We start from the raw sequence: 17,790 nt of genomic DNA, 5'->3' as shown, positions 1-17,790 counted from the left end.
CACCCGGCATTTTCCTCAGACGTTCGCCGCACTTATCAGCCGCGACTTCATGGACTGATACGCCGATGCGGCATAGTCCTCTGCCCAGCGCTGGTCCTCAATGGCCTCCAGCTGCACCGCGCAGTACTTCGTTTCCGGGGTTTTGGAGATGGGATCGAGGTTATCCTGGGTTAGCTCGTTGCAGGCGCCAATCCACCACTGATAGGTCATATAAACGGCCCCGGCGTTGATGCGCTCGCTGATGCTGGCGCGGGAAATTACTTTCCCCCGGCGGGAGCGTACCCAGACCAGCTGTCCGTCAGTAATGCCCAGCTTGTCCGCATCGGCAGGGTTCATTTGCACCCGCCCCGGCTCGTCGGCCAGGCTTTGCAGCGCGGCGCAGTTCCCGGTCATGGAGCGGCAGGAGTAGTGGCCCACCTCGCGGACCGTACAGAGCACCAGCGGGAAATCCGCATCCGTGATTTCTGCCGGCGCGCGCCACGGTGCGGCAAAGAGCTGCCCTTTACCGCTCGGGGTATCGAACTGATTATCTTTGTACAGGTACGGCGTACCGGGATGATCCAGCGTCGGGCACGGCCATTGAACGTGACCCATCTCGCCCATTTTTTCATACGTCACGCCGTAGAAGAGCGGGCACAGCTCGCGCATCTCGTCCCAGATTTGCTGGTTGGAGTCATAATGCATCGGGTAGCCCATCTCGGTGGCGAGCAGGCTGATGATCTCCCAGTCGCGCTTCACGTTGCCGCTGGCTTCAATGGCTTTGCCAAAACGCTGGAAGCCGCGATCGGCACAGGTAAAGACGCCGCCGTGTTCACCCCATGAGGTAGCCGGAAGCAGAACGTCCGCCACCTCTGCCGTTTTGGTCATAAAGATGTCCTGAACCACGACAAAATCGAGCGCCTCAAAACCGCTGCGCACCAGGCTGAGATCGGCTTCCGTCTGGAGCGGATCTTCTCCCATGATGTAATAGGCTTTGACCTTGCCTTCCAGCGCAAGATGCGGCACTTCGGTAATGCGCGTCCCGACGCGATCGTCCATTTTATTGACATCAATTCCCCAGGCATCGGCGAACTTCTGCCGGACCGCCGGGTCGGTCACATCCTGATAGCCGGGGAACATATTCGGCAGGACGCCCATATCGCAGGCACCCTGGACGTTGTTCTGACCGCGCACCGGCCCGACGCCGACGGCGGGGCGACCGAGATTCCCGGTCAGCAGCGCCAGGCTGGAAAGCCCTTTTACCACGTCAACGGCCTGACCAAACTGGGTCACGCCCATTCCCCACATCACGGTAGCGGAAGGAGCCGCCGCGAACGTGCGCATCGCCTGGCGGACATCACGGGCGGGGATGCCGGTAAGATATTCGACCTTCTCAGGCGCATAGTCTTTTACCGTTTGCCGGTAGGCCTCAAGCCCTTCCGTAAAGCGCGCCACGTAGCTTTTGTCGTACAGCTCCTCTTCCAGCAGCACATAGCCAAAGGCGTTCACCAGCGCCATGTTGCTGCCGTTTTTCAGCTGAAGATGTTGGTCGGCAATACGCGCCGTTTCAATACGGCGCGGATCGCAGACAATAATTTTTGCGCCGTTTTCACGCGCTTTCAGCACGCGGCGGGCAACGATAGGGTGGGAGTCCGCGCAGTTATAGCCAAACACCAGCAGGCATTTTGAGTTTTCAATATCGTTAATGGCGTTGCTCATCGCGCCGTTGCCGAGCGTTTCCTGTAAACCCGCCACGGACGGGCCATGACAGACGCGCGCGCAGCAGTCCACGTTGTTGGTGTTCAGCACCGCGCGGGCAAACTTTTGCATCACGTAGTTGGTTTCATTGCCGGTGCCGCGAGAGGAGCCGGTGGTCATGATCGACCGCGGCCCGTGCTGCGCTTTAATGCTGCTGAGCCTGTGGGCGGTGTAGCGGATCGCCTCTTCCCAGGTAACGGGGGTGAAGGCTTCGCCTTTGCGGTAGCGGATCATGGGCTGGGTAAGGCGGGGGGTGAGAAGACGGGTGTCGTTGAGGAAGTCCCAGCCGTAAAACCCTTTCAGACATAAGGTGCCCTGGTTTGTGACCCCCTCTGCCGCTTCGGCACGGATGATACGGTTATTTTCAACGACAAGGTTCAATTTACAGCCTGCACCGCAGTACGGGCAGACGCTGGCGATCTTTTTCATCAATAACAGACCTGTTAAGAAATGAAGCAAAGTTGACTGGAAAAACCAGTCCCGTATGCGGAGATAAGCAGAAAGCGTGCCAGGTTGGCTTTGCGTGTATTACAGGGTGTTATGGGGGAGGGCGCGTGTCATCGTCAGGCCGATCGTCAGTTTTGACGATGACACGTTAGGGGGCGCGGCGAGCAGGAACTCAGAGATCGTCCATGGTGTAACCCACCACGATTTCCAGCGTCTTACGAATCACATCCGCCTGAACCACGTCGTTGGTGGATTCCAGCGTCTGAATGAGCCAGAGGATGATCGCTTTATTGGAAAGATGGCCTTCAGAGGCCAGAACACAGCGTACTGCAGTAGAAAAAATAGCGGACTCTTCAGCAAAACGATCGCCTGCATGGCGGAAATACTCCGCCAGCGCACTGTCTAAAAAAGCAGAGTGATATTCGGGTTGAAGCTGAATATTTTGTCTCATTTGTTCTCACCGTAGCTGTTAAATTGCAGTCAATGTATTTTTTTGGGATCGGACGGTTTTCCACTTCCAAATAACGGCACTACATTGTCTCGGTTATCGTTGAGAGATCCCTCTCTTTTTGTTCGTCCTTGCGCGGTTCTGCGACGTGTAAAGGCGATGCTGTTTGAGCCGATCTCGGCAATCACCATCGCAAGTGTCTCCCGCCGCTGGGGATCCTTTTCATGTTCTTTCATGACCCGCAGACGCTGTAGCAAGCCTTCCGTTGTCACCGGTCCCCGCTCTTTCAGAAGAGAGAGAACGGCTTCACCGATAAGCTGGTCTATCAGTCGGTCTGCGTTACTGCGATTCATATCCTTACCGTTCGAAGAGCAGACCAAGCAGCATGTGGTAATGCTCTTCCTCTTCCGGCCCATCGGCCTTTTCGAGGCGGCTGAGCAATTTTGTACAAAGCGATTTGCGATTAAGGTTTCGCCCGTCGCTGAGAATTTCAACAACCACCTGGCCCAGCGTTTCCTGTTGGGTCGGAAGCGCGGCTTTTTCGAAGTACTGTGCGATTGCTGCTGCGGAATCTGCGACGTAACCTTTCTGCTGCATGTTTCGCTCCTGTAAAATTTTGTAATCAGTAACGTTACATTTAAGGTATACACAATTTCCAAATCTGTACATCTAAAATGTACAGATTTTTAGATTTTTTACGATATATTTTATAAATCATTTATTTTTCATTACGTTGGGTTGGCGTTGTGATGGGGGGTGAGTGCAGGATATATTGTACAAAAAGCGCAGGTGCTGGTAAGTTGTACAGCCGAGTCAAACGGTCTCATTAACTGCCGTAAATGGTTGAGATGTAAATTATTTGTCAGGCAATTAATGTGCTATAAATGAACATTCCCCACGTCTTTTGTGGCCAAAACCCTAACCTCCCAGGAATAGCATGCTCACAACCATCATTTACCGCAGTCATATCTGCGAGGACGTTCCAGTGAAAGCGCTGGAAGCAATGGTCGCTGCTGCAAATCGTAAAAATCGGCAATCCAATGTCACGGGGATCCTGCTGTTTAACGGCACACATTTTTTTCAACTGCTTGAAGGGCCGGTGGAGCACGTTTCGGCTATCTATGAGCAGATCTGCAACGACCCGCGCCACCATAACGTGGTCGAGTTAATGCGCGATCACGGCCCTGTCCGGCGTTTTGGCAACGTGGGTATGGAGCTTTTTGATTTGCGCCACTTCGACCGGGACGAGGTGCTGCAGCAGATACTTAATAAGGGGACGACACGCTACCAGCTGACGTATAACGATCGCCCTCTGCAGTTTTTCCGCACCTTTGTCGAGGCCACGGAAAAAGCGAACTATTTTGAACTGCCGCCTGCGGATACATGGGATTTCGTACGCGAAGAGACGCGTTTGTCCGCACAGCCTGAGGTGGTCGCGAAAGGGGCGGATTGCAGCTTCGCGTTCCAGCCGATAGTCGATCCGTTTATGCAGCAGGTTGTCTCCTGGGAGGCGCTTCTCCGCACCCCGTCCGGCGACTCGCCGGGGGCCTATTTCGCCAGCCTTCCGCAGGAGGAAGTGTACACCTCTGATTTGCAGAGCAAGCAGGTGGCTCTGTCTATGGCCAGCGCGCTGGGGTTACAGGACCAGACGTTATCCCTGAACCTGCTGCCTATGACGCTGGTTAACATTCCCAACGCCGTGGATTTTCTGCTCACCGCGATTGAAGCAAACGGGTTTGTACCTGAGCAAATCGTGGTGGAGTTCACCGAGAGCGAAGCCATTTCCCGTTTTGATGAATTCACGGATTCGGTCAGGCAGTTAAAAAGCGCGGGTATCAGCGTGACGATCGATCACTTTGGTGCCGGTTTTGCCGGGCTGCAGCTGCTGGCCCACTTCCAGCCTGACAGAATTAAGATTAATCGCGATCTGGTCGCGAACGTGCATAAAAGTGGCCCCCGACAGGCCATCATTCAGGCGATCATCAAATGCTGTTCCTCGCTTGAAATCCAGTTCTGCGCGGTGGGGGTAGAGAAGGCAGAAGAGTGGATGTGGCTGGAATCTGCGGGAATTTCCCAGTTCCAGGGGCATCTTTTTGCCAGCCCCCGGCACGGCGGGATTCCAGCCATTGCCTGGCCGGAGAAAAAGTTCGAATTGTGATAAAGCTGTACACAATCTGGCAGTCGTTACTGTACGAACGGTAAATTTTATACAACAATGTATTAACAGGTGGATGGGGTGGTAAGCCATTCACCCGTTCAAAATGCGGTCTTAGTTATACAAATGGTTTGTACAATCTGATAAGGTTGGTGCAGTTAGGTATGGAAGTTCTGAGCGTGAGGGAGTTAATGGCCTATTACAGTATCGGCGAAGTGGCCGAACGATGCGGTATCAACCCCGTTACGCTGCGTGCCTGGCAGCGCCGTTATGGATTGTTGAAGCCGCAGCGCAGCGAAGGGGGCCATCGTCAGTTTGACGATGAAGATATCCTGCGTATAGAAGAGATCAAACGCCTGATGAAGAGCGGCGTTTCGGTCGGGAAAGTAAAAGCCTTGCTGGAAAACAAGGAAGTGTTGACTCAGGGCAACTGGGTCTCGTTCCAGGAAGAGATGATGACCGTTCTGCGCTACGCCAGCCCGGCAAAGCTGCGTGCCAAAATTGGTGAGTTCCGCCGCGATCACCCGATAGATTCCCTGATTGACAATATCATTTCTCCCGTCCGTCAGCGGATGAACCAGGACCAAAATACCGTGCGACACATGGCGAGCCTGTTAGACGGTGTCCTGATTGAATTCGCGATTGCAAGCCTGGCGGAGTCCCGTAAGAAAGCCGGTAAAGATGCGCTCCTGATCGGCTGGGAGTGCGATGACCGCACCCATCTGTGGCTCGAAGCCGCGCGCTTAGCGCAGAAGGGCTGGCACATTGACGTCCTGGCAGAACCGATTGATTCGCCGCGTCCTGAACTGTTCCCGGGACAAAAAATCTTCGTCTGGACGGGGAAATCGCCAACGCCTCGACAGCAGGAACAGCTCGACCACTGGCGTGAACAGGGGTTTGCTGTCTCATTTCATCATTAAGTGTAAGAGGCCTTGAGGGCCTTTTTTTATTTTTGTCACTTTCCATGCAAAAGCTATCTCAAAAATAGGCATTTCCAATGCATATTTTACGTTTCTCCTCTCCTGCCCGAATGCCACAACGAAATGCATTATTAATCAATGTATTGAACAATTAAATCCATCCTGCCTGCATCCTGCCACAGGGTCTATGCTTAATAAAAGTAGGCAAAAAGGGCGGTTTAGCCGAATGCCCCTGCTGACAGAGGGTTGAAGTGATAATCGTTATCACTAACATGGTGTTATGCCCTGATGGCTTATCAGATGAGGTGGACCTATGGAACTGCATTCAGAAACCTTTAATCCTGCCGATTTTGCCTGGCGCGGGTTAACGCTCACGCCGGCTGCGGCGGCACATATTCACGAGCTGGTGGCGAAAAAGCCCGAGATCCTCGGCGTGCGTTTAGGTGTCAAACAGACCGGCTGCGCAGGTTTCGGTTACGTGCTTGATACCGTCACCGAACCCGAGAAAGATGACCTGGTGTTTGAGACCGACGGCGCAAAACTGTACGTCGCGCTGCAGGCCATGCCCTTTATCGATGGCACCGAAGTGGACTACGTCCGCGAAGGCTTAAACCAGTTATTCAAATTTCATAACCCGAAAGCCCAGAACGAATGCGGCTGCGGCGAAAGCTTTGGGGTATAGGCGGAACTATGTCTCGTAATACTGAAGCAACGAGTGAAGTAAATACCTGGAGCGGCGGGCACCTCAATTATAAAGAGGGGTTCTTCACCCAGCTGCAGACCGATGAGCTGGCAAAAGGCATCAATGAAGATGTCGTGCGGGCGATCTCGGCGAAACGTAACGAGCCCGAGTGGATGCTGGAGTTTCGCCTGAGCGCCTACCGCGCCTGGCTGGAGATGGAAGAGCCGCACTGGCTGAAAGCGCACTACGATAAGCTTAATTATCAGGATTACAGCTACTACTCCGCGCCCTCCTGCGGCAGCTGCGATGACACCTGCGCCTCGCAGCCCGGCGCGGTGCAGCAAACCGGCGCGGAGAACAGTTTCCTCAGCAAAGAGGTAGAAGAGGCGTTTAACCAGCTGGGCGTACCGGTGCGCGAAGGGAAAGAGGTGGCGGTGGACGCTATCTTTGACTCGGTCTCGGTGGCCACCACCTACCGCGAGAAGCTGGCAGAGCAGGGGATCATTTTCTGCTCCTTCGGCGAAGCGATTCACGATCATCCTGAACTGGTGAAAAAGTACATCGGAACCGTGGTGCCCTCTAACGACAACTTCTTTGCGGCGCTTAACGCGGCGGTGGCCTCGGACGGCACCTTTATTTACGTGCCGAAAGGCGTGCGCTGTCCGATGGAGCTTTCCACCTATTTCCGCATTAATGCCGAAAAAACCGGCCAGTTCGAACGTACCATTCTGGTCGCGGATGAAGGCAGCTACGTCAGCTACATCGAAGGGTGTTCCGCTCCTGTGCGCGACAGCTATCAGCTGCACGCGGCGGTGGTGGAGGTCATCATCCATAAAGACGCCGAGGTGAAATACTCGACGGTGCAAAACTGGTTCCCGGGCGACGGCAATACCGGCGGCATCCTGAACTTCGTGACCAAGCGTGCGCTGTGCGAAGGCGAAAACAGCAAGATGTCGTGGACCCAGTCCGAAACCGGCTCGGCCATCACCTGGAAATACCCGAGCTGCATCCTGCGCGGGGATAACTCCATCGGCGAGTTTTACTCGGTGGCGCTTACCAGCGGCCATCAGCAGGCGGACACCGGCACCAAGATGATCCACATTGGTAAAAACACCAGATCGACCATTATCTCGAAAGGGATTTCCGCCGGACACAGTCAGAACAGCTATCGCGGGCTGGTGAAAATCATGCCGACGGCGACCAATGCGCGAAACTTCACCCAGTGTGACTCGATGCTGATTGGCGCTGACTGCGGGGCGCATACCTTCCCATACGTCGAATGCCGTAATAACACGGCCCAGCTGGAGCACGAGGCGACCACGTCACGGATTGGGGAAGATCAGCTCTTCTACTGCCTGCAGCGCGGGATCAGCGAAGAGGATGCCATCTCGATGATCGTCAACGGCTTCTGTAAGGACGTGTTCTCTGAACTGCCGCTGGAATTTGCCGTTGAAGCCCAGAAACTCCTCGCCATTAGTCTTGAACACAGCGTCGGTTAAGGAAAGCACATGTTAAGCATTAAAGATTTACAGGTCAGCGTAGAAGATAAAGCCATCCTGCGTGGCCTCAATTTTGACGTCAAGCCGGGCGAAGTCCACGCCATCATGGGGCCGAACGGTTCCGGGAAAAGTACGCTTTCTGCGACGCTGGCGGGACGCGAAGATTATGAGGTGACCCACGGCTCGGTCGAATTTAACGGCAAAGATCTGCTGGAGATGTCGCCGGAAGACCGCGCGGGCGAGGGCATCTTTATGGCCTTCCAGTATCCGGTAGAAATCCCCGGCGTCAGCAACCAGTTCTTCCTGCAAACCGCGCTCAACGCGGTGCGGAAATACCGGGGGCTGGAGGCGCTCGACCGCTTCGACTTCCAGGATCTGATGGAAGAGAAGATCAGGCTGCTGAAAATGCCGGAAGATTTGCTCACCCGCTCGGTGAACGTCGGTTTTTCCGGCGGCGAGAAAAAGCGTAACGACATTTTGCAGATGGCGGTACTCGAGCCCGAGCTGTGCATTCTGGATGAGACCGATTCCGGTCTGGATATCGACGCCCTGAAGATTGTCGCTGACGGCGTCAACGCCCTGCGCGACGGCAATCGCTCGTTTATTATCGTCACCCACTACCAGCGCATTCTGGACTACATCAAGCCGGATTACGTCCACGTGCTTTACCAGGGGCGCATTGTGAAATCCGGTGATTTTACGCTGGTTAAACAACTGGAGGAGCAGGGTTATGGCTGGCTTACCGAACAGCAGTAATGCGCTCCAGCAGTGGCACCGGCTGTTTGAAGCCCAGGGCGGCACGCGCTCGGCGCAGGCGCAGCAGCATCTGCAGCAGATGCTGCGTCTTGGCCTGCCGACGCGTAAGCATGAGAACTGGAAGTACACCCCGCTTGATGGCCTGCTGAACGCCGAGTTTGTTACCCGTCTGGCGGATCTCAACCCAGCGCAGCGCGACGCGTTGGCCTTGCGTGTCGATGCCGTGCGCCTGGTGTTTGTCGATGGCCAGTTCCGTCCGGAACTGAGCGACACGCTCCAGGAGAGCGGCTTTGAGATTGAGATAAACGACGATCGCCAGCGCCTGAGCGCCCCGGTTCAGCCCGAGGTTTTCCTGCACCTGACCGAAAGCCTGGCCCGCAGCGTGACGCATATCGGCGTGAAGCGTAACCAGCGTCCGGCCAAACCGCTGCTGCTGATGCACATCACTCAGGGTCTGGACGGCGCCGAAATCAATACCGCGCACTATCGCCACCATCTTGAGCTGGCGGAGGGGGCGGAGGCCACGGTCATCGAACACTACGTCAGCCTCAATGAGACACGTCACTTTACCGGGTCGCGACTGACGATGAACGTGGCGGCGAATGCCCAGCTACACCACATCAAGCTGGCGTTTGAGAATGCGCAGAGCCACCACTTTGCCCATAACGACATTGTCCTGGGACAGGATGCCGCCGCGTACAGCCACAGCTTCCTGCTCGGCGGGGCGGTGCTGCGCCACAACACCAGCACGCAGCTCAACGGTGAAAACACCACGCTGCGCATCAACAGCCTGGCGATGCCGGTTAAATCAGAGGTATGCGATACGCGCACCTGGCTTGAGCACAACAAAGGCTACTGCAACAGCCGCCAGCTGCACAAAACCATCGTCAGTGATAAAGGGCGTGCGGTGTTTAACGGCCTGATTAACGTGGCGCAGCACGCCATTAAAACCGACGGGCAGATGACCAACAACAATCTGCTGTTAGGTCGCCTTGCAGAGGTGGACACCAAGCCGCAGCTGGAGATCTACGCCGACGACGTGAAATGCAGCCACGGTGCGACGGTCGGGCGAATCGACGACGAGCAGATGTTCTACCTGCGCTCGCGCGGCATCGACCAGCAGGCGGCGCAGAAAATGATTATCTACGCGTTTGCCGCCGAACTGACGGAAGCGCTGCACGATGGTCAGTTAAAACTGCAGGTGCTGGATCGGATCGGTCAGCGCCTGCCTGGAGGCGAAGCATGAGTTTTCCCGTCGAGAAAGTACGGGCAGATTTCCCGGTTCTGACCCGTGAAGTAAACGGTCTGCCGCTGGCCTACCTGGACAGCGCGGCCAGCGCGCAGAAGCCGAATCAGGTGGTGGATGCCGAAGCCGAGTTCTATCGCCACGGCTATGCTGCCGTGCATCGCGGTATTCATACCCTGAGCGCCGAGGCGACCCAGCGGATGGAAAACGTGCGCACGCAGCTTGCCGCCTTCCTTAACGCCCGCTCGCCGGAAGAACTGGTCTTTGTTCGCGGGACCACCGAAGGGATCAACCTTGTCGCTAACAGCTGGGGCAACGCGCAGGTCCACGCGGGGGATAACATCATCATCACCCAGATGGAGCACCACGCCAATATCGTGCCGTGGCAGATGCTCTGCGAGCGCGTGGGCGCCCAGCTGCGGGTGATCCCGCTAAACGCTGACGGGACGCTTCAGCTTGAGCAGCTTGACCTCTTGCTGGACGACCGCACGCGGCTGGTGGCGGTTACCCAGGTCTCCAACGTGCTGGGGACAGAAAACCCGGTGGCAGAGATCGTCGAGAAGGCCCACCAGGCGGGCGCAAAGGTCCTGATTGACGGCGCGCAGGCGGTGATGCACCACGCGGTTGACGTCCAGGCGCTGGACTGTGATTTCTACGTCTTTTCAGGCCACAAGCTCTATGGGCCGACCGGGATTGGCGTGCTGTATGTGAAAGAAGAGATCCTGCAGGCGATGCCGCCGTGGGAAGGGGGCGGGTCGATGATCGCCACCGTCAGCCTGACGGAAGGCACGACCTACGCGCGCGCCCCGTGGCGTTTTGAGGCGGGCACGCCCAACACCGGGGGCATTATCGGGCTGGGGGCGGCGGTCTCTTACGTCTCTGCCATCGGTCTTGATGCCATTCAGGAGTATGAACAGCTGCTGATGCACTACGCGCTTGCAGAGCTTGCCAGCGTGCCGGATTTGACCCTCTACGGGCCTGCCAACCGGCAAGGGGTAATCGCGTTTAATCTTGGGAAACACCACGCCTATGACGTGGGCAGTTTCCTCGATAACTACGGCGTGGCGGTCCGCACCGGGCACCACTGCGCCATGCCGCTGATGGCGTTTTACCAGGTACCGGCAATGTGCCGCGCATCGCTGGTGATGTACAACACGACGGAAGAGGTCGACAGGCTGGTGGCGGGGCTGAAGCGCATTCATCAGCTGCTGGGCTAACGGAGAGGCGAAAGATGGCAGAGCTGCCGGACAAAGATAAATTACTGCGCAACTTCTCGCGTTGCGCAAACTGGGAAGAGAAGTATCTCTATATCATCGAGCTGGGACAGCGTTTGCCGCCGCTCGGTGAAGAGGCGCACAGCCCGGAGAACAGTATTCAGGGCTGCCAGAGCCAGGTGTGGATTGTGATGGCGCAGTCGGATGACGGCACGATCGAATTGCGCGGCGACAGCGATGCCGCCATTGTAAAAGGGCTTATTGCGGTCGTCTTTAGCCTTTACCAGCAGATGTCTGCGCAGGATATCGTCGCGTTCGATGTTCGTCCGTGGTTTGAAAAAATGGCCTTAACCCAACACCTCACCCCGTCCCGCTCTCAGGGACTGGAAGCGATGATTCGCGCCATCCGCGCCAAAGCTGCAATCCTTAGCTAGACTTACAGAACAGCATTCATTCTGTTTCGCGAGGTGGTTCCCGCCTCGCTGGTTTTTCAGCTTTCTGGCGTTCTGTCAGTGAATAAGGAATCTCAGCATGAAGCGCGCGTCTCTCATTACTCTATTACTCCTCAGTTCGCTCGGCGCCCTTCATTCGGCCCGCGCGATGGACTATCCGTTGCCGCCCGCAGGCAGTCGTCTGATTGGGCAAAATCAAACCTACACGATACAGGAAGGGGATAATAAGCTGCAGACCATCGCCCGCCGGTTTAATACGGCGGCGCAGGTGCTCCTGGAAACCAACAATACCATTGCGCCGGTAAACCCTGCGCCGGGCACCGTGATAACCATTCCGTCGCAAATGCTGTTGCCGGATACGCCCCGCGAGGGGATTGTGGTGAATCTTGCTGAGCTTCGGCTCTACTACTTCCCGCCGGGGCAAAATATTGTTCAGGTTTATCCTCTGGGTATTGGGCAACTGGGGCTGGAAACGCCGGTGACGACCACGCGGGTGAGCCAGAAGATCCCGAATCCCACCTGGACGCCAACGCCGGGCATACGAGCACGTTCTCTGGAGCAGGGCATTAAACTGCCTCCGGTGGTCCCTGCCGGGCCAAATAACCCGCTAGGACGCTTCGCACTGCGTTTAGGCGTGGGGAATGGGGAATATCTCATTCATGGCACCAGCGCGCCGGACAGCGTTGGCTTGCGTGTCAGCTCCGGCTGTATGCGGATGAACGCCCCGGACATTAAGGCGCTGTTCGAACAGGTGCGGGTGGGCACGCGGGTGCAGATTATCAATGAACCCGTGAAGTTCTCCGTTGAGCCGGATGGTAAACGCTATATTGAGGTCCACCGTCCGCTGGCGCAGGTAGAAGGGGAAAATCCGCAGGTCTCGCCCATTACCCATTCCGCCGACTTTGCGGCCTTTGTTTCTCAGGCAGGAAGCGATAAGGCGCTGATTGATAAAGCCCTGTCACGTCGCGCCGGGATCCCGGTTATCGTGTCGGCCGGTAGCGGCCCGTCAGCCAGCAATAGCGTGTTGTCGGTGCAGAACAGCCGGGTATCTGCTGCGGTAGCGGAAGATGAAGGAGAGAAGGTGACGCAGTAGCCGTTTAACGCAGGCAAAAAAAATGGCGCACAATGTGCGCCATTTTATTAACAGGTACTATTACTTACGGTATTTAGTAGCCTGGTTGTCCAGACGCTGGTTAGCGCGAGCTGCGTCGTCTTTAGCAGCCTGAACGTCGGAACGCATTGCGTTCACGTCGTTGCTCAGCTGGTCAACTTTAGCGTTCAGAGTCTGAACGTCAGAAGACAGCTGATCGATTTTAGCGTTGCTGGAGCAACCAGCCAGCAGAGTAGAACCCAGGATTACCGCGCCCAGTACCAGTTTAGTACGATTCATTATTAATACCCTCTAGATTGAGTTAATCTCCATGTAGCGTTACAAGTATTACACAAAGTTTTTTGGGTTGAGAATATTTTTTTGATGGGAATACACCTATTTTTGATCGTTCGCTCAAAGAAGCACCGAATCAGCCCTTTTCAGGCAAAAATCTAAGGAAAAAAAGGCATTTATCATCGGATTCATCTTAGATAATTCGCAATTAAATAGAAAAACCCGATTTGCATTTTGAATGCGTTTGGCTAATACCGGGAATAAAAAAAGCGCCCAATGGGCGCTTTTTATCCAAATTAATTCGTTCGGGAATTATTACAGCACGTGAACAGATGCGGTATTGGTGGTGCCGCTTGGTACCAGGGCGCCAGAAACCATGACCACAACGTCGCCTTTCTGTGCCAGACCGCTTTCCAGAGCCAGTGCTTTACCCTGAATGTAGAAATCGTCAGTAGAGGCGATCTCTTTAACCAGGTGCGCAACGACGCCTTTGCTCAGCACCAGCTGACGAGCGGTGGTTTCGTTGGTGGTCAGGGCCAGGATGGTCGCATCCGGGAAGTATTTACGCACGGCGCGCGCAGATTTACCGCCCTGAGTAGCAACCACAATCAGTGGTGCTTCCAGTTTCTCAGCAGTTTCTACCGCACCGCGGCATACTGCTTCGGTGATACGCAGCTTGCGGCTGTCGTTGTTGAAGTCCAGACGGCTGGTCATCACGCGGTCAGTACGTTCACAGATGGTCGCCATGATGCCGACCGCTTCCAGCGGGTATTTACCTTTCGCGGATTCACCGGACAGCATAACTGCGTCAGTACCGTCGAGAATGGCGTTTGCCACGTCGCCTGCTTCAGCGCGGGTTGGGCGTGGGTTTTTGATCATGGAGTCCAGCATCTGCGTGGCGGTGATAACCACTTTACGCGCGCGCACACACTTCTCGATCATCATCTTCTGCGCGAAGATCACTTCTTCAACCGGGATTTCAACGCCCAGGTCACCACGTGCAACCATGATGCCGTCAGACGCTTCGAGGATTTCGTCGAAGTTGTTCAGGCCTTCCTGGTTTTCGATTTTGGAGATGATCTGGATCTTCTCGCCGCCGTGTGCTTTCAGGTGCTCACGGATTTCAACCACGTCGGAACGCTTACGGATGAAGGAGGCCGCGACGAAGTCAACGCCTTGCTCGCAGCCGAAGATCAGGTCCTGCTTGTCTTTTTCAGCCAGGGCTGGCAGCGCGATGGAGACGCCCGGCAGGTTAACGCCTTTGTTTTCGCCCAGGTCGCCGTTGTTCAGCACTTTACAGATAACTTTGTTGCCTTCGATAGCGGTGACTTCCATACCGATCAGGCCATCGTCGACCAGCACGGTGTTACCAACGGACAGATCGCTGGTGAAGCCTTCGTAGGTCACTGCAACGATTTCGCTGTTGCCGACGACGGATTTGTCGGTGGTGAAGGTGAAGGTCTGGCCCGCTTTCAGAGAGACGTCGTTACCGCCTTCCAGCTTGATGGTACGGATTTCTGGACCTTTGGTATCCAGCAGGATGGCCGCTTTTTTACCGGTCTTGCTCATCACGTTGCGCAAGTTCTGGATGCGCTGGCCGTGCTCTGCGTAGTCACCGTGGGAGAAGTTCAGACGCATCACGTTCATGCCGGCGTCCAGCATTTTGCTCAGCATCTCTTCAGATTCGGTTTTCGGGCCGATAGTACAAACAATTTTCGTCTTTTTCATGACAGTCTTAGTCTTTAAGTTGGGAAGGATATGGAAATCTCGCTCCGGGGGCGCACCGCCGCGGAGTCAAACCTGTGTTGCAAAAGAGTATATGACACGCACTAAGGATAGGAGACATCAAATGAGCGTGCAGAAGAAAGTGTGCCTGAGTGACAGCCCAACGAAGGAGAGGAGAAGTTGTACGTTGTTTTTTGTATTCCAAGCGCTGAAACCATTCACCAGGGATTAGGCGCGCATTATACGCTGATTTTAAGATAAAAGGAAAATGGAAACGGTGTTTCAGAAATAATCTGTGCTGTTTCACATAATATTGTTATCAAGGCGTTAAGCCATGATGACAACTTATCGCGGCAGGGGAGGGACCTGCCGCACTTTGCTTATTTTTGCAGCGCCTGGCTGAGGTCGGCAATCAGGTCTTTAGGATCTTCAATCCCCACCGACAGGCGGATCAGCTGCGGCACAATGCCGTTTGCGAGGCGTTGCTCCAGCGGAATCGAGGCGTGGGTCATGCTGTAAGGCTGGCTCACCAGACTTTCCACGCCGCCCAGGCTTTCCGCAAGGGTGAACAACTTCAGGTTGCGAATCACCTCGGTGGCGCGTTGCACATCGCCTTTAACCACGACGGAAATCATGCCACCGGGCAGCGCCATCTGCGTGCGGGCAAGCTGGTACTGCGGATGCGATTCCAGTCCTGGATAGTACACGTTTTCGACCAGCGGATGCTGCTCCAGCCATTGCGCAATCGCCAGCGCGTTGGTGCTGTGCTTTTCGACCCTCAGCGCGAGCGTGCGAATACCGCGCAGCGTCAGGAAGCTGCTGAACGGATCCAGAACGCCGCCCACCGCGTTCTGCAGATAGCCGAGCTTGTCCGCCAGCGCCTTGTTATCGCCCACCACCGCCAGCCCGGCGACGACGTCAGAGTGGCCGTTAAGGTATTTAGTGGCCGAGTGCACCACGATATCGAACCCGGACTCCAGCGGACGGTGGATCACCGGCGACGCGAAGGTGTTATCCGCCACGCTGATGACGTTATGGCGACGAGCGATCGCCGCAATCGCCGCCAGATCCGCCAGCTTCAGCAGCGGGTTGGTTGGCGTTTCGACCCAGACCATACGCGTTTCCGGGCGAATGGCGGCCTCGAGCCCGGCCAGGTCGTCCGGTTTGACCCAGCTGACCTGCAGCCCGGTGCTGCGCTTGCGCACGTTTTCAATCAGGCGGTACGTCCCGCCGTAAACGTCATCAATGGCGACAATATGGCTGTCTTTATCCAGCAGTTCGAGCACCGTGGAGATGGCCGCCAGACCGGAGGCAAAAGCGTAGCCCCGCGTGCCGCCTTCCAGTTCGGCAATCGCCGTTTCCAGCGCATGGCGGGTAGGGTTGCCGCTGCGGGAGTACTCATAGCCGGTATGCTCCCCGGGCGCGGGTTGCGCAAACGTCGAGGTGGCATAAATTGGCGGCATAACGGCGCCGTGCTGGTCGTTGAATTCGCCGCTGTGGACGCTGAGGGTGGCCAGATTTTTCATCATTGATTCCTTTATTGCTGTAGACGGTTGCGCCAGGCGGTCAGAACGTCGCTGCGCGTAATCAGACCGAGAAAACGGTCGTTGTCATTAATGACGGCCACCAGGCCGCGGTCGAAGATGGCGTTCAGGGCGCTTTCCGGCGCGTGTTTATCAAGGAATTCGACCTGACGCGTCATGGCTGCCGTCACCGGCAGCGCGAAGCGATCGCCGTCGCCGCCGATATGCCGCAGGAGATCCCACTCGTCGATAATGCCCACCACCTTGCCGTTCTCCAGCACCGGCAGCTGGGAGATGTCATACAGACGCATGCGCGCCAGGACGGTGGAGAGCGTGTCGTCCGGGGCAGCGGTAACGGTAGCGCCTTCATCGTGGCGCAGGGCGATGTAATCAGAGAGATCGCCGGCCTGAGGACGCGTGATGAGCCCCTGCTGTCGCATCCAGTCGTCGTTAAACATCTTCGAGAGATATTTATTGCCGCTGTCGCAGGCGAAGGTCACCACCCGCTTCGGCGTGGCCTGCGCCTGGCAATACTTCAGCGCGGCCGCCAGCAGCGTGCCGCTGGAGGAGCCCGCCAGAATGCCTTCCGTTTTCAGCAGCTCGCGCGCGGTGGTGAAGGCTTCGCGGTCGGTGATGCGCCAGGCGCGATTCACCCCTTCAATGTGGGCCAGCGGAGGAATAAAGTCTTCGCCAATTCCCTCAACCAGCCAGGAGCCCGCGTCGTGGTAGCGTCCGGTTTCCACCTGGTCGGCGAGAACGGATCCGGCCGGGTCAGCCAGGACAAATTCCGTGTGCGGAGAGTGCTCGGCGAACCACGCCTGCAGGCCGCCCAGCGTGCCGCCTGAGCCGACACCCACGACGATGGCGTCGATCCTGCCGTCAAGCTGTTCATACAGCTCAGGCGCCGTGGTGGTGCGGTGCGCCAGCGGGTTGGCTTCGTTGTTGAACTGGTCGATGTAAAACGCGCCCGGCAGTTCGTTAGCCAGACGCTGGGCATAATCCTGGTAATAGGCAGGATGGCCTTTGTTGACGTCGGAGCGGGTCAGCACCACCTGGGCACCCAGCGCGCGCAGGTGGAAAATCTTCTCGCGGCTCATTTTGTCCGGCACTACCAGGATCAGCGAGTAGCCTTTCTGGGCGGCGATCAGGGCCAGGCCGAGACCGGTATTGCCCGCCGTGGCCTCAATTATCGTGCCGCCAGGCTGCAGCTGGCCGGTACGTTCCGCTTCGTTAATCATCGACAGCGCAACGCGATCCTTAATCGACCCGCCCGGATTCTGGTTTTCCAGCTTCAGAAAGAGCGAGCAGGGACCGGTATCAAGCTTATGCAGCTGGATCAGCGGGGTACGACCAATCAGTTCGGTGACGGAGTGATAAATCGTCATGATGTTTTCCTTTCTGGATGTCATGACGGGATGATAGGGCGGTGAAATTTTCTCAAGAAAGAACCATTCACTGCTTTTTAGAACAGAAAGGAATATAAATGGTGTTTTTGGATGTCAGGACAGCAAGACGTAAAGTTGTCTGGATGTGAGGATGGCTATATCCGCATAAAATGCTGCAAAAATGAGCGTTTTTGCAGGGTGTCAGCCAGCAGATATA

General features: G+C 56.1%; 18 protein-coding genes. 9 read left to right on the top strand and 9 right to left on the bottom strand.

Features of this window, described 5'->3' with window-relative positions; all coding sequences use genetic code 11:
* Positions 1-15: 15 nt before the first annotated feature.
* The 4 genes from fdhF to ycgZ all read right to left on the bottom strand — a co-directional run bounded on the left by fdhF (position 16) and on the right by ycgZ (position 3,229).
* Positions 16-2,166, bottom strand: a complete 2,151-nt coding sequence (gene fdhF / locus ACOTXT_RS09310) for a formate dehydrogenase subunit alpha (protein ID WP_055321208.1) — start codon at positions 2,164-2,166, stop codon at positions 16-18.
* Between the two features lie 190 nt (positions 2,167-2,356).
* Positions 2,357-2,635, bottom strand: a complete 279-nt coding sequence (locus ACOTXT_RS09305; protein ID WP_008500635.1) for a biofilm/acid-resistance regulator YmgB/AriR — start codon at positions 2,633-2,635, stop codon at positions 2,357-2,359.
* A gap of 29 nt (positions 2,636-2,664) precedes the next feature.
* Entirely contained in the window at positions 2,665-2,985 is a 321-nt protein-coding gene (locus ACOTXT_RS09300; RefSeq protein WP_021241105.1) for a hypothetical protein, read from the bottom strand.
* A 4-nt stretch (positions 2,986-2,989) separates the two neighbouring features.
* Complete coding sequence (gene ycgZ / locus ACOTXT_RS09295) at positions 2,990-3,229, bottom strand: regulatory protein YcgZ (protein ID WP_008500634.1); 240 nt, start codon at positions 3,227-3,229, stop codon at positions 2,990-2,992.
* 340 nt (positions 3,230-3,569) lie between these two features.
* Here ycgZ and ACOTXT_RS09290 point away from each other — a divergent pair, with 340 nt between their 5' ends.
* From ACOTXT_RS09290 to ldtE, 9 genes are all read left to right on the top strand, one after another.
* On the top strand, positions 3,570-4,790 hold the full coding sequence (locus tag ACOTXT_RS09290; protein WP_055321207.1) for a diguanylate phosphodiesterase: 1,221 nt from the start codon (positions 3,570-3,572) through the stop codon (positions 4,788-4,790).
* 188 nt (positions 4,791-4,978) lie between these two features.
* Positions 4,979-5,707, top strand: a complete 729-nt coding sequence (locus tag ACOTXT_RS09285) for a MerR family transcriptional regulator (RefSeq protein ID WP_008500632.1) — start codon at positions 4,979-4,981, stop codon at positions 5,705-5,707.
* Positions 5,708-6,020: 313 nt separating this feature from the next.
* Positions 6,021-6,389: a Fe-S cluster assembly scaffold SufA gene (gene sufA, locus ACOTXT_RS09280; RefSeq protein ID WP_008500631.1), complete on the top strand. Its 369-nt coding sequence runs from the start codon at positions 6,021-6,023 to the stop codon at positions 6,387-6,389.
* An 8-nt stretch (positions 6,390-6,397) separates the two neighbouring features.
* Positions 6,398-7,888, top strand: coding sequence for a Fe-S cluster assembly protein SufB (gene sufB, locus ACOTXT_RS09275; protein WP_008500630.1), 1,491 nt, complete (start codon positions 6,398-6,400; stop codon positions 7,886-7,888).
* A gap of 9 nt (positions 7,889-7,897) precedes the next feature.
* A complete protein-coding gene (gene sufC, locus ACOTXT_RS09270; RefSeq protein ID WP_048027583.1) occupies positions 7,898-8,644 on the top strand; it encodes a Fe-S cluster assembly ATPase SufC in 747 nt (248 codons plus the stop codon).
* Positions 8,619-9,890 carry a Fe-S cluster assembly protein SufD gene (gene sufD, locus ACOTXT_RS09265; protein ID WP_055321206.1) on the top strand — a complete coding sequence of 424 codons (1,272 nt, stop codon included), beginning with the start codon at positions 8,619-8,621 and terminating at the stop codon, positions 9,888-9,890. Before sufC ends, sufD begins: the two co-directional genes overlap by 26 nt.
* A complete protein-coding gene (gene sufS, locus ACOTXT_RS09260) occupies positions 9,887-11,107 on the top strand; it encodes a cysteine desulfurase SufS (protein ID WP_045406260.1) in 1,221 nt (406 codons plus the stop codon). Before sufD ends, sufS begins: the two co-directional genes overlap by 4 nt.
* 14 nt (positions 11,108-11,121) lie before the next feature.
* A complete protein-coding gene (gene sufE, locus ACOTXT_RS09255; RefSeq protein ID WP_008500626.1) occupies positions 11,122-11,538 on the top strand; it encodes a cysteine desulfuration protein SufE in 417 nt (138 codons plus the stop codon).
* A 97-nt stretch (positions 11,539-11,635) separates the two neighbouring features.
* On the top strand, positions 11,636-12,649 hold the full coding sequence (gene ldtE, locus ACOTXT_RS09250) for a L,D-transpeptidase LdtE (RefSeq protein ID WP_333163776.1): 1,014 nt from the start codon (positions 11,636-11,638) through the stop codon (positions 12,647-12,649).
* Positions 12,650-12,709: 60 nt separating this feature from the next.
* Here the strand turns inward: ldtE and lpp are convergent, their stop codons facing one another.
* The 5 genes from lpp to ACOTXT_RS09225 all read right to left on the bottom strand — a co-directional run bounded on the left by lpp (position 12,710) and on the right by ACOTXT_RS09225 (position 17,573).
* Positions 12,710-12,946 carry a murein lipoprotein Lpp gene (lpp, locus tag ACOTXT_RS09245; protein ID WP_001082307.1) on the bottom strand — a complete coding sequence of 79 codons (237 nt, stop codon included), beginning with the start codon at positions 12,944-12,946 and terminating at the stop codon, positions 12,710-12,712.
* Between the two features lie 309 nt (positions 12,947-13,255).
* On the bottom strand, positions 13,256-14,668 hold the full coding sequence (gene pykF / locus ACOTXT_RS09240) for a pyruvate kinase PykF (protein ID WP_045284943.1): 1,413 nt from the start codon (positions 14,666-14,668) through the stop codon (positions 13,256-13,258).
* Positions 14,669-14,675: 7 nt separating this feature from the next.
* Positions 14,676-14,972, bottom strand: a complete 297-nt coding sequence (locus ACOTXT_RS09235) for a hypothetical protein (protein ID WP_418251755.1) — start codon at positions 14,970-14,972, stop codon at positions 14,676-14,678.
* Positions 14,973-15,045: 73 nt separating this feature from the next.
* Complete coding sequence (locus ACOTXT_RS09230) at positions 15,046-16,191, bottom strand: trans-sulfuration enzyme family protein (RefSeq protein ID WP_421625305.1); 1,146 nt, start codon at positions 16,189-16,191, stop codon at positions 15,046-15,048.
* A gap of 11 nt (positions 16,192-16,202) precedes the next feature.
* Positions 16,203-17,573 carry a pyridoxal-phosphate dependent enzyme gene (locus ACOTXT_RS09225; protein ID WP_055321203.1) on the bottom strand — a complete coding sequence of 457 codons (1,371 nt, stop codon included), beginning with the start codon at positions 17,571-17,573 and terminating at the stop codon, positions 16,203-16,205.
* Between the last annotated feature and the right edge of the window lie 217 nt (positions 17,574-17,790).

The organism is Enterobacter cloacae complex sp. IR5422 (assembly GCF_049238165.1).
Classification (GTDB): Bacteria; Pseudomonadota; Gammaproteobacteria; order Enterobacterales; family Enterobacteriaceae; genus Enterobacter; species Enterobacter roggenkampii.
This window is presented reverse-complemented; position numbering and strand designations above follow the sequence as displayed.

Bases quoted from the DNA above. Each gene is read 5' to 3' on its own strand.
- fdhF (WP_055321208.1), bottom strand. From the start codon at position 2,166: ATGAAAAAGATCGCCAGCGTCTGCCCGTACTGCGGTGCAGGCTGTAAA.
- ACOTXT_RS09305 (WP_008500635.1), bottom strand. From the start codon at position 2,635: ATGAGACAAAATATTCAGCTTCAACCCGAATATCACTCTGCTTTTTTA.
- ACOTXT_RS09300 (WP_021241105.1), bottom strand. From the start codon at position 2,985: ATGAATCGCAGTAACGCAGACCGACTGATAGACCAGCTTATCGGTGAA.
- ycgZ (WP_008500634.1), bottom strand. From the start codon at position 3,229: ATGCAGCAGAAAGGTTACGTCGCAGATTCCGCAGCAGCAATCGCACAG.
- ACOTXT_RS09290 (WP_055321207.1), top strand. From the start codon at position 3,570: ATGCTCACAACCATCATTTACCGCAGTCATATCTGCGAGGACGTTCCA.
- ACOTXT_RS09285 (WP_008500632.1), top strand. From the start codon at position 4,979: ATGGCCTATTACAGTATCGGCGAAGTGGCCGAACGATGCGGTATCAAC.
- sufA (WP_008500631.1), top strand. From the start codon at position 6,021: ATGGAACTGCATTCAGAAACCTTTAATCCTGCCGATTTTGCCTGGCGC.
- sufB (WP_008500630.1), top strand. From the start codon at position 6,398: ATGTCTCGTAATACTGAAGCAACGAGTGAAGTAAATACCTGGAGCGGC.
- sufC (WP_048027583.1), top strand. From the start codon at position 7,898: ATGTTAAGCATTAAAGATTTACAGGTCAGCGTAGAAGATAAAGCCATC.
- sufD (WP_055321206.1), top strand. From the start codon at position 8,619: ATGGCTGGCTTACCGAACAGCAGTAATGCGCTCCAGCAGTGGCACCGG.
- sufS (WP_045406260.1), top strand. From the start codon at position 9,887: ATGAGTTTTCCCGTCGAGAAAGTACGGGCAGATTTCCCGGTTCTGACC.
- sufE (WP_008500626.1), top strand. From the start codon at position 11,122: ATGGCAGAGCTGCCGGACAAAGATAAATTACTGCGCAACTTCTCGCGT.
- ldtE (WP_333163776.1), top strand. From the start codon at position 11,636: ATGAAGCGCGCGTCTCTCATTACTCTATTACTCCTCAGTTCGCTCGGC.
- lpp (WP_001082307.1), bottom strand. From the start codon at position 12,946: ATGAATCGTACTAAACTGGTACTGGGCGCGGTAATCCTGGGTTCTACT.
- pykF (WP_045284943.1), bottom strand. From the start codon at position 14,668: ATGAAAAAGACGAAAATTGTTTGTACTATCGGCCCGAAAACCGAATCT.
- ACOTXT_RS09230 (WP_421625305.1), bottom strand. From the start codon at position 16,191: ATGAAAAATCTGGCCACCCTCAGCGTCCACAGCGGCGAATTCAACGAC.
- ACOTXT_RS09225 (WP_055321203.1), bottom strand. From the start codon at position 17,573: ATGACGATTTATCACTCCGTCACCGAACTGATTGGTCGTACCCCGCTG.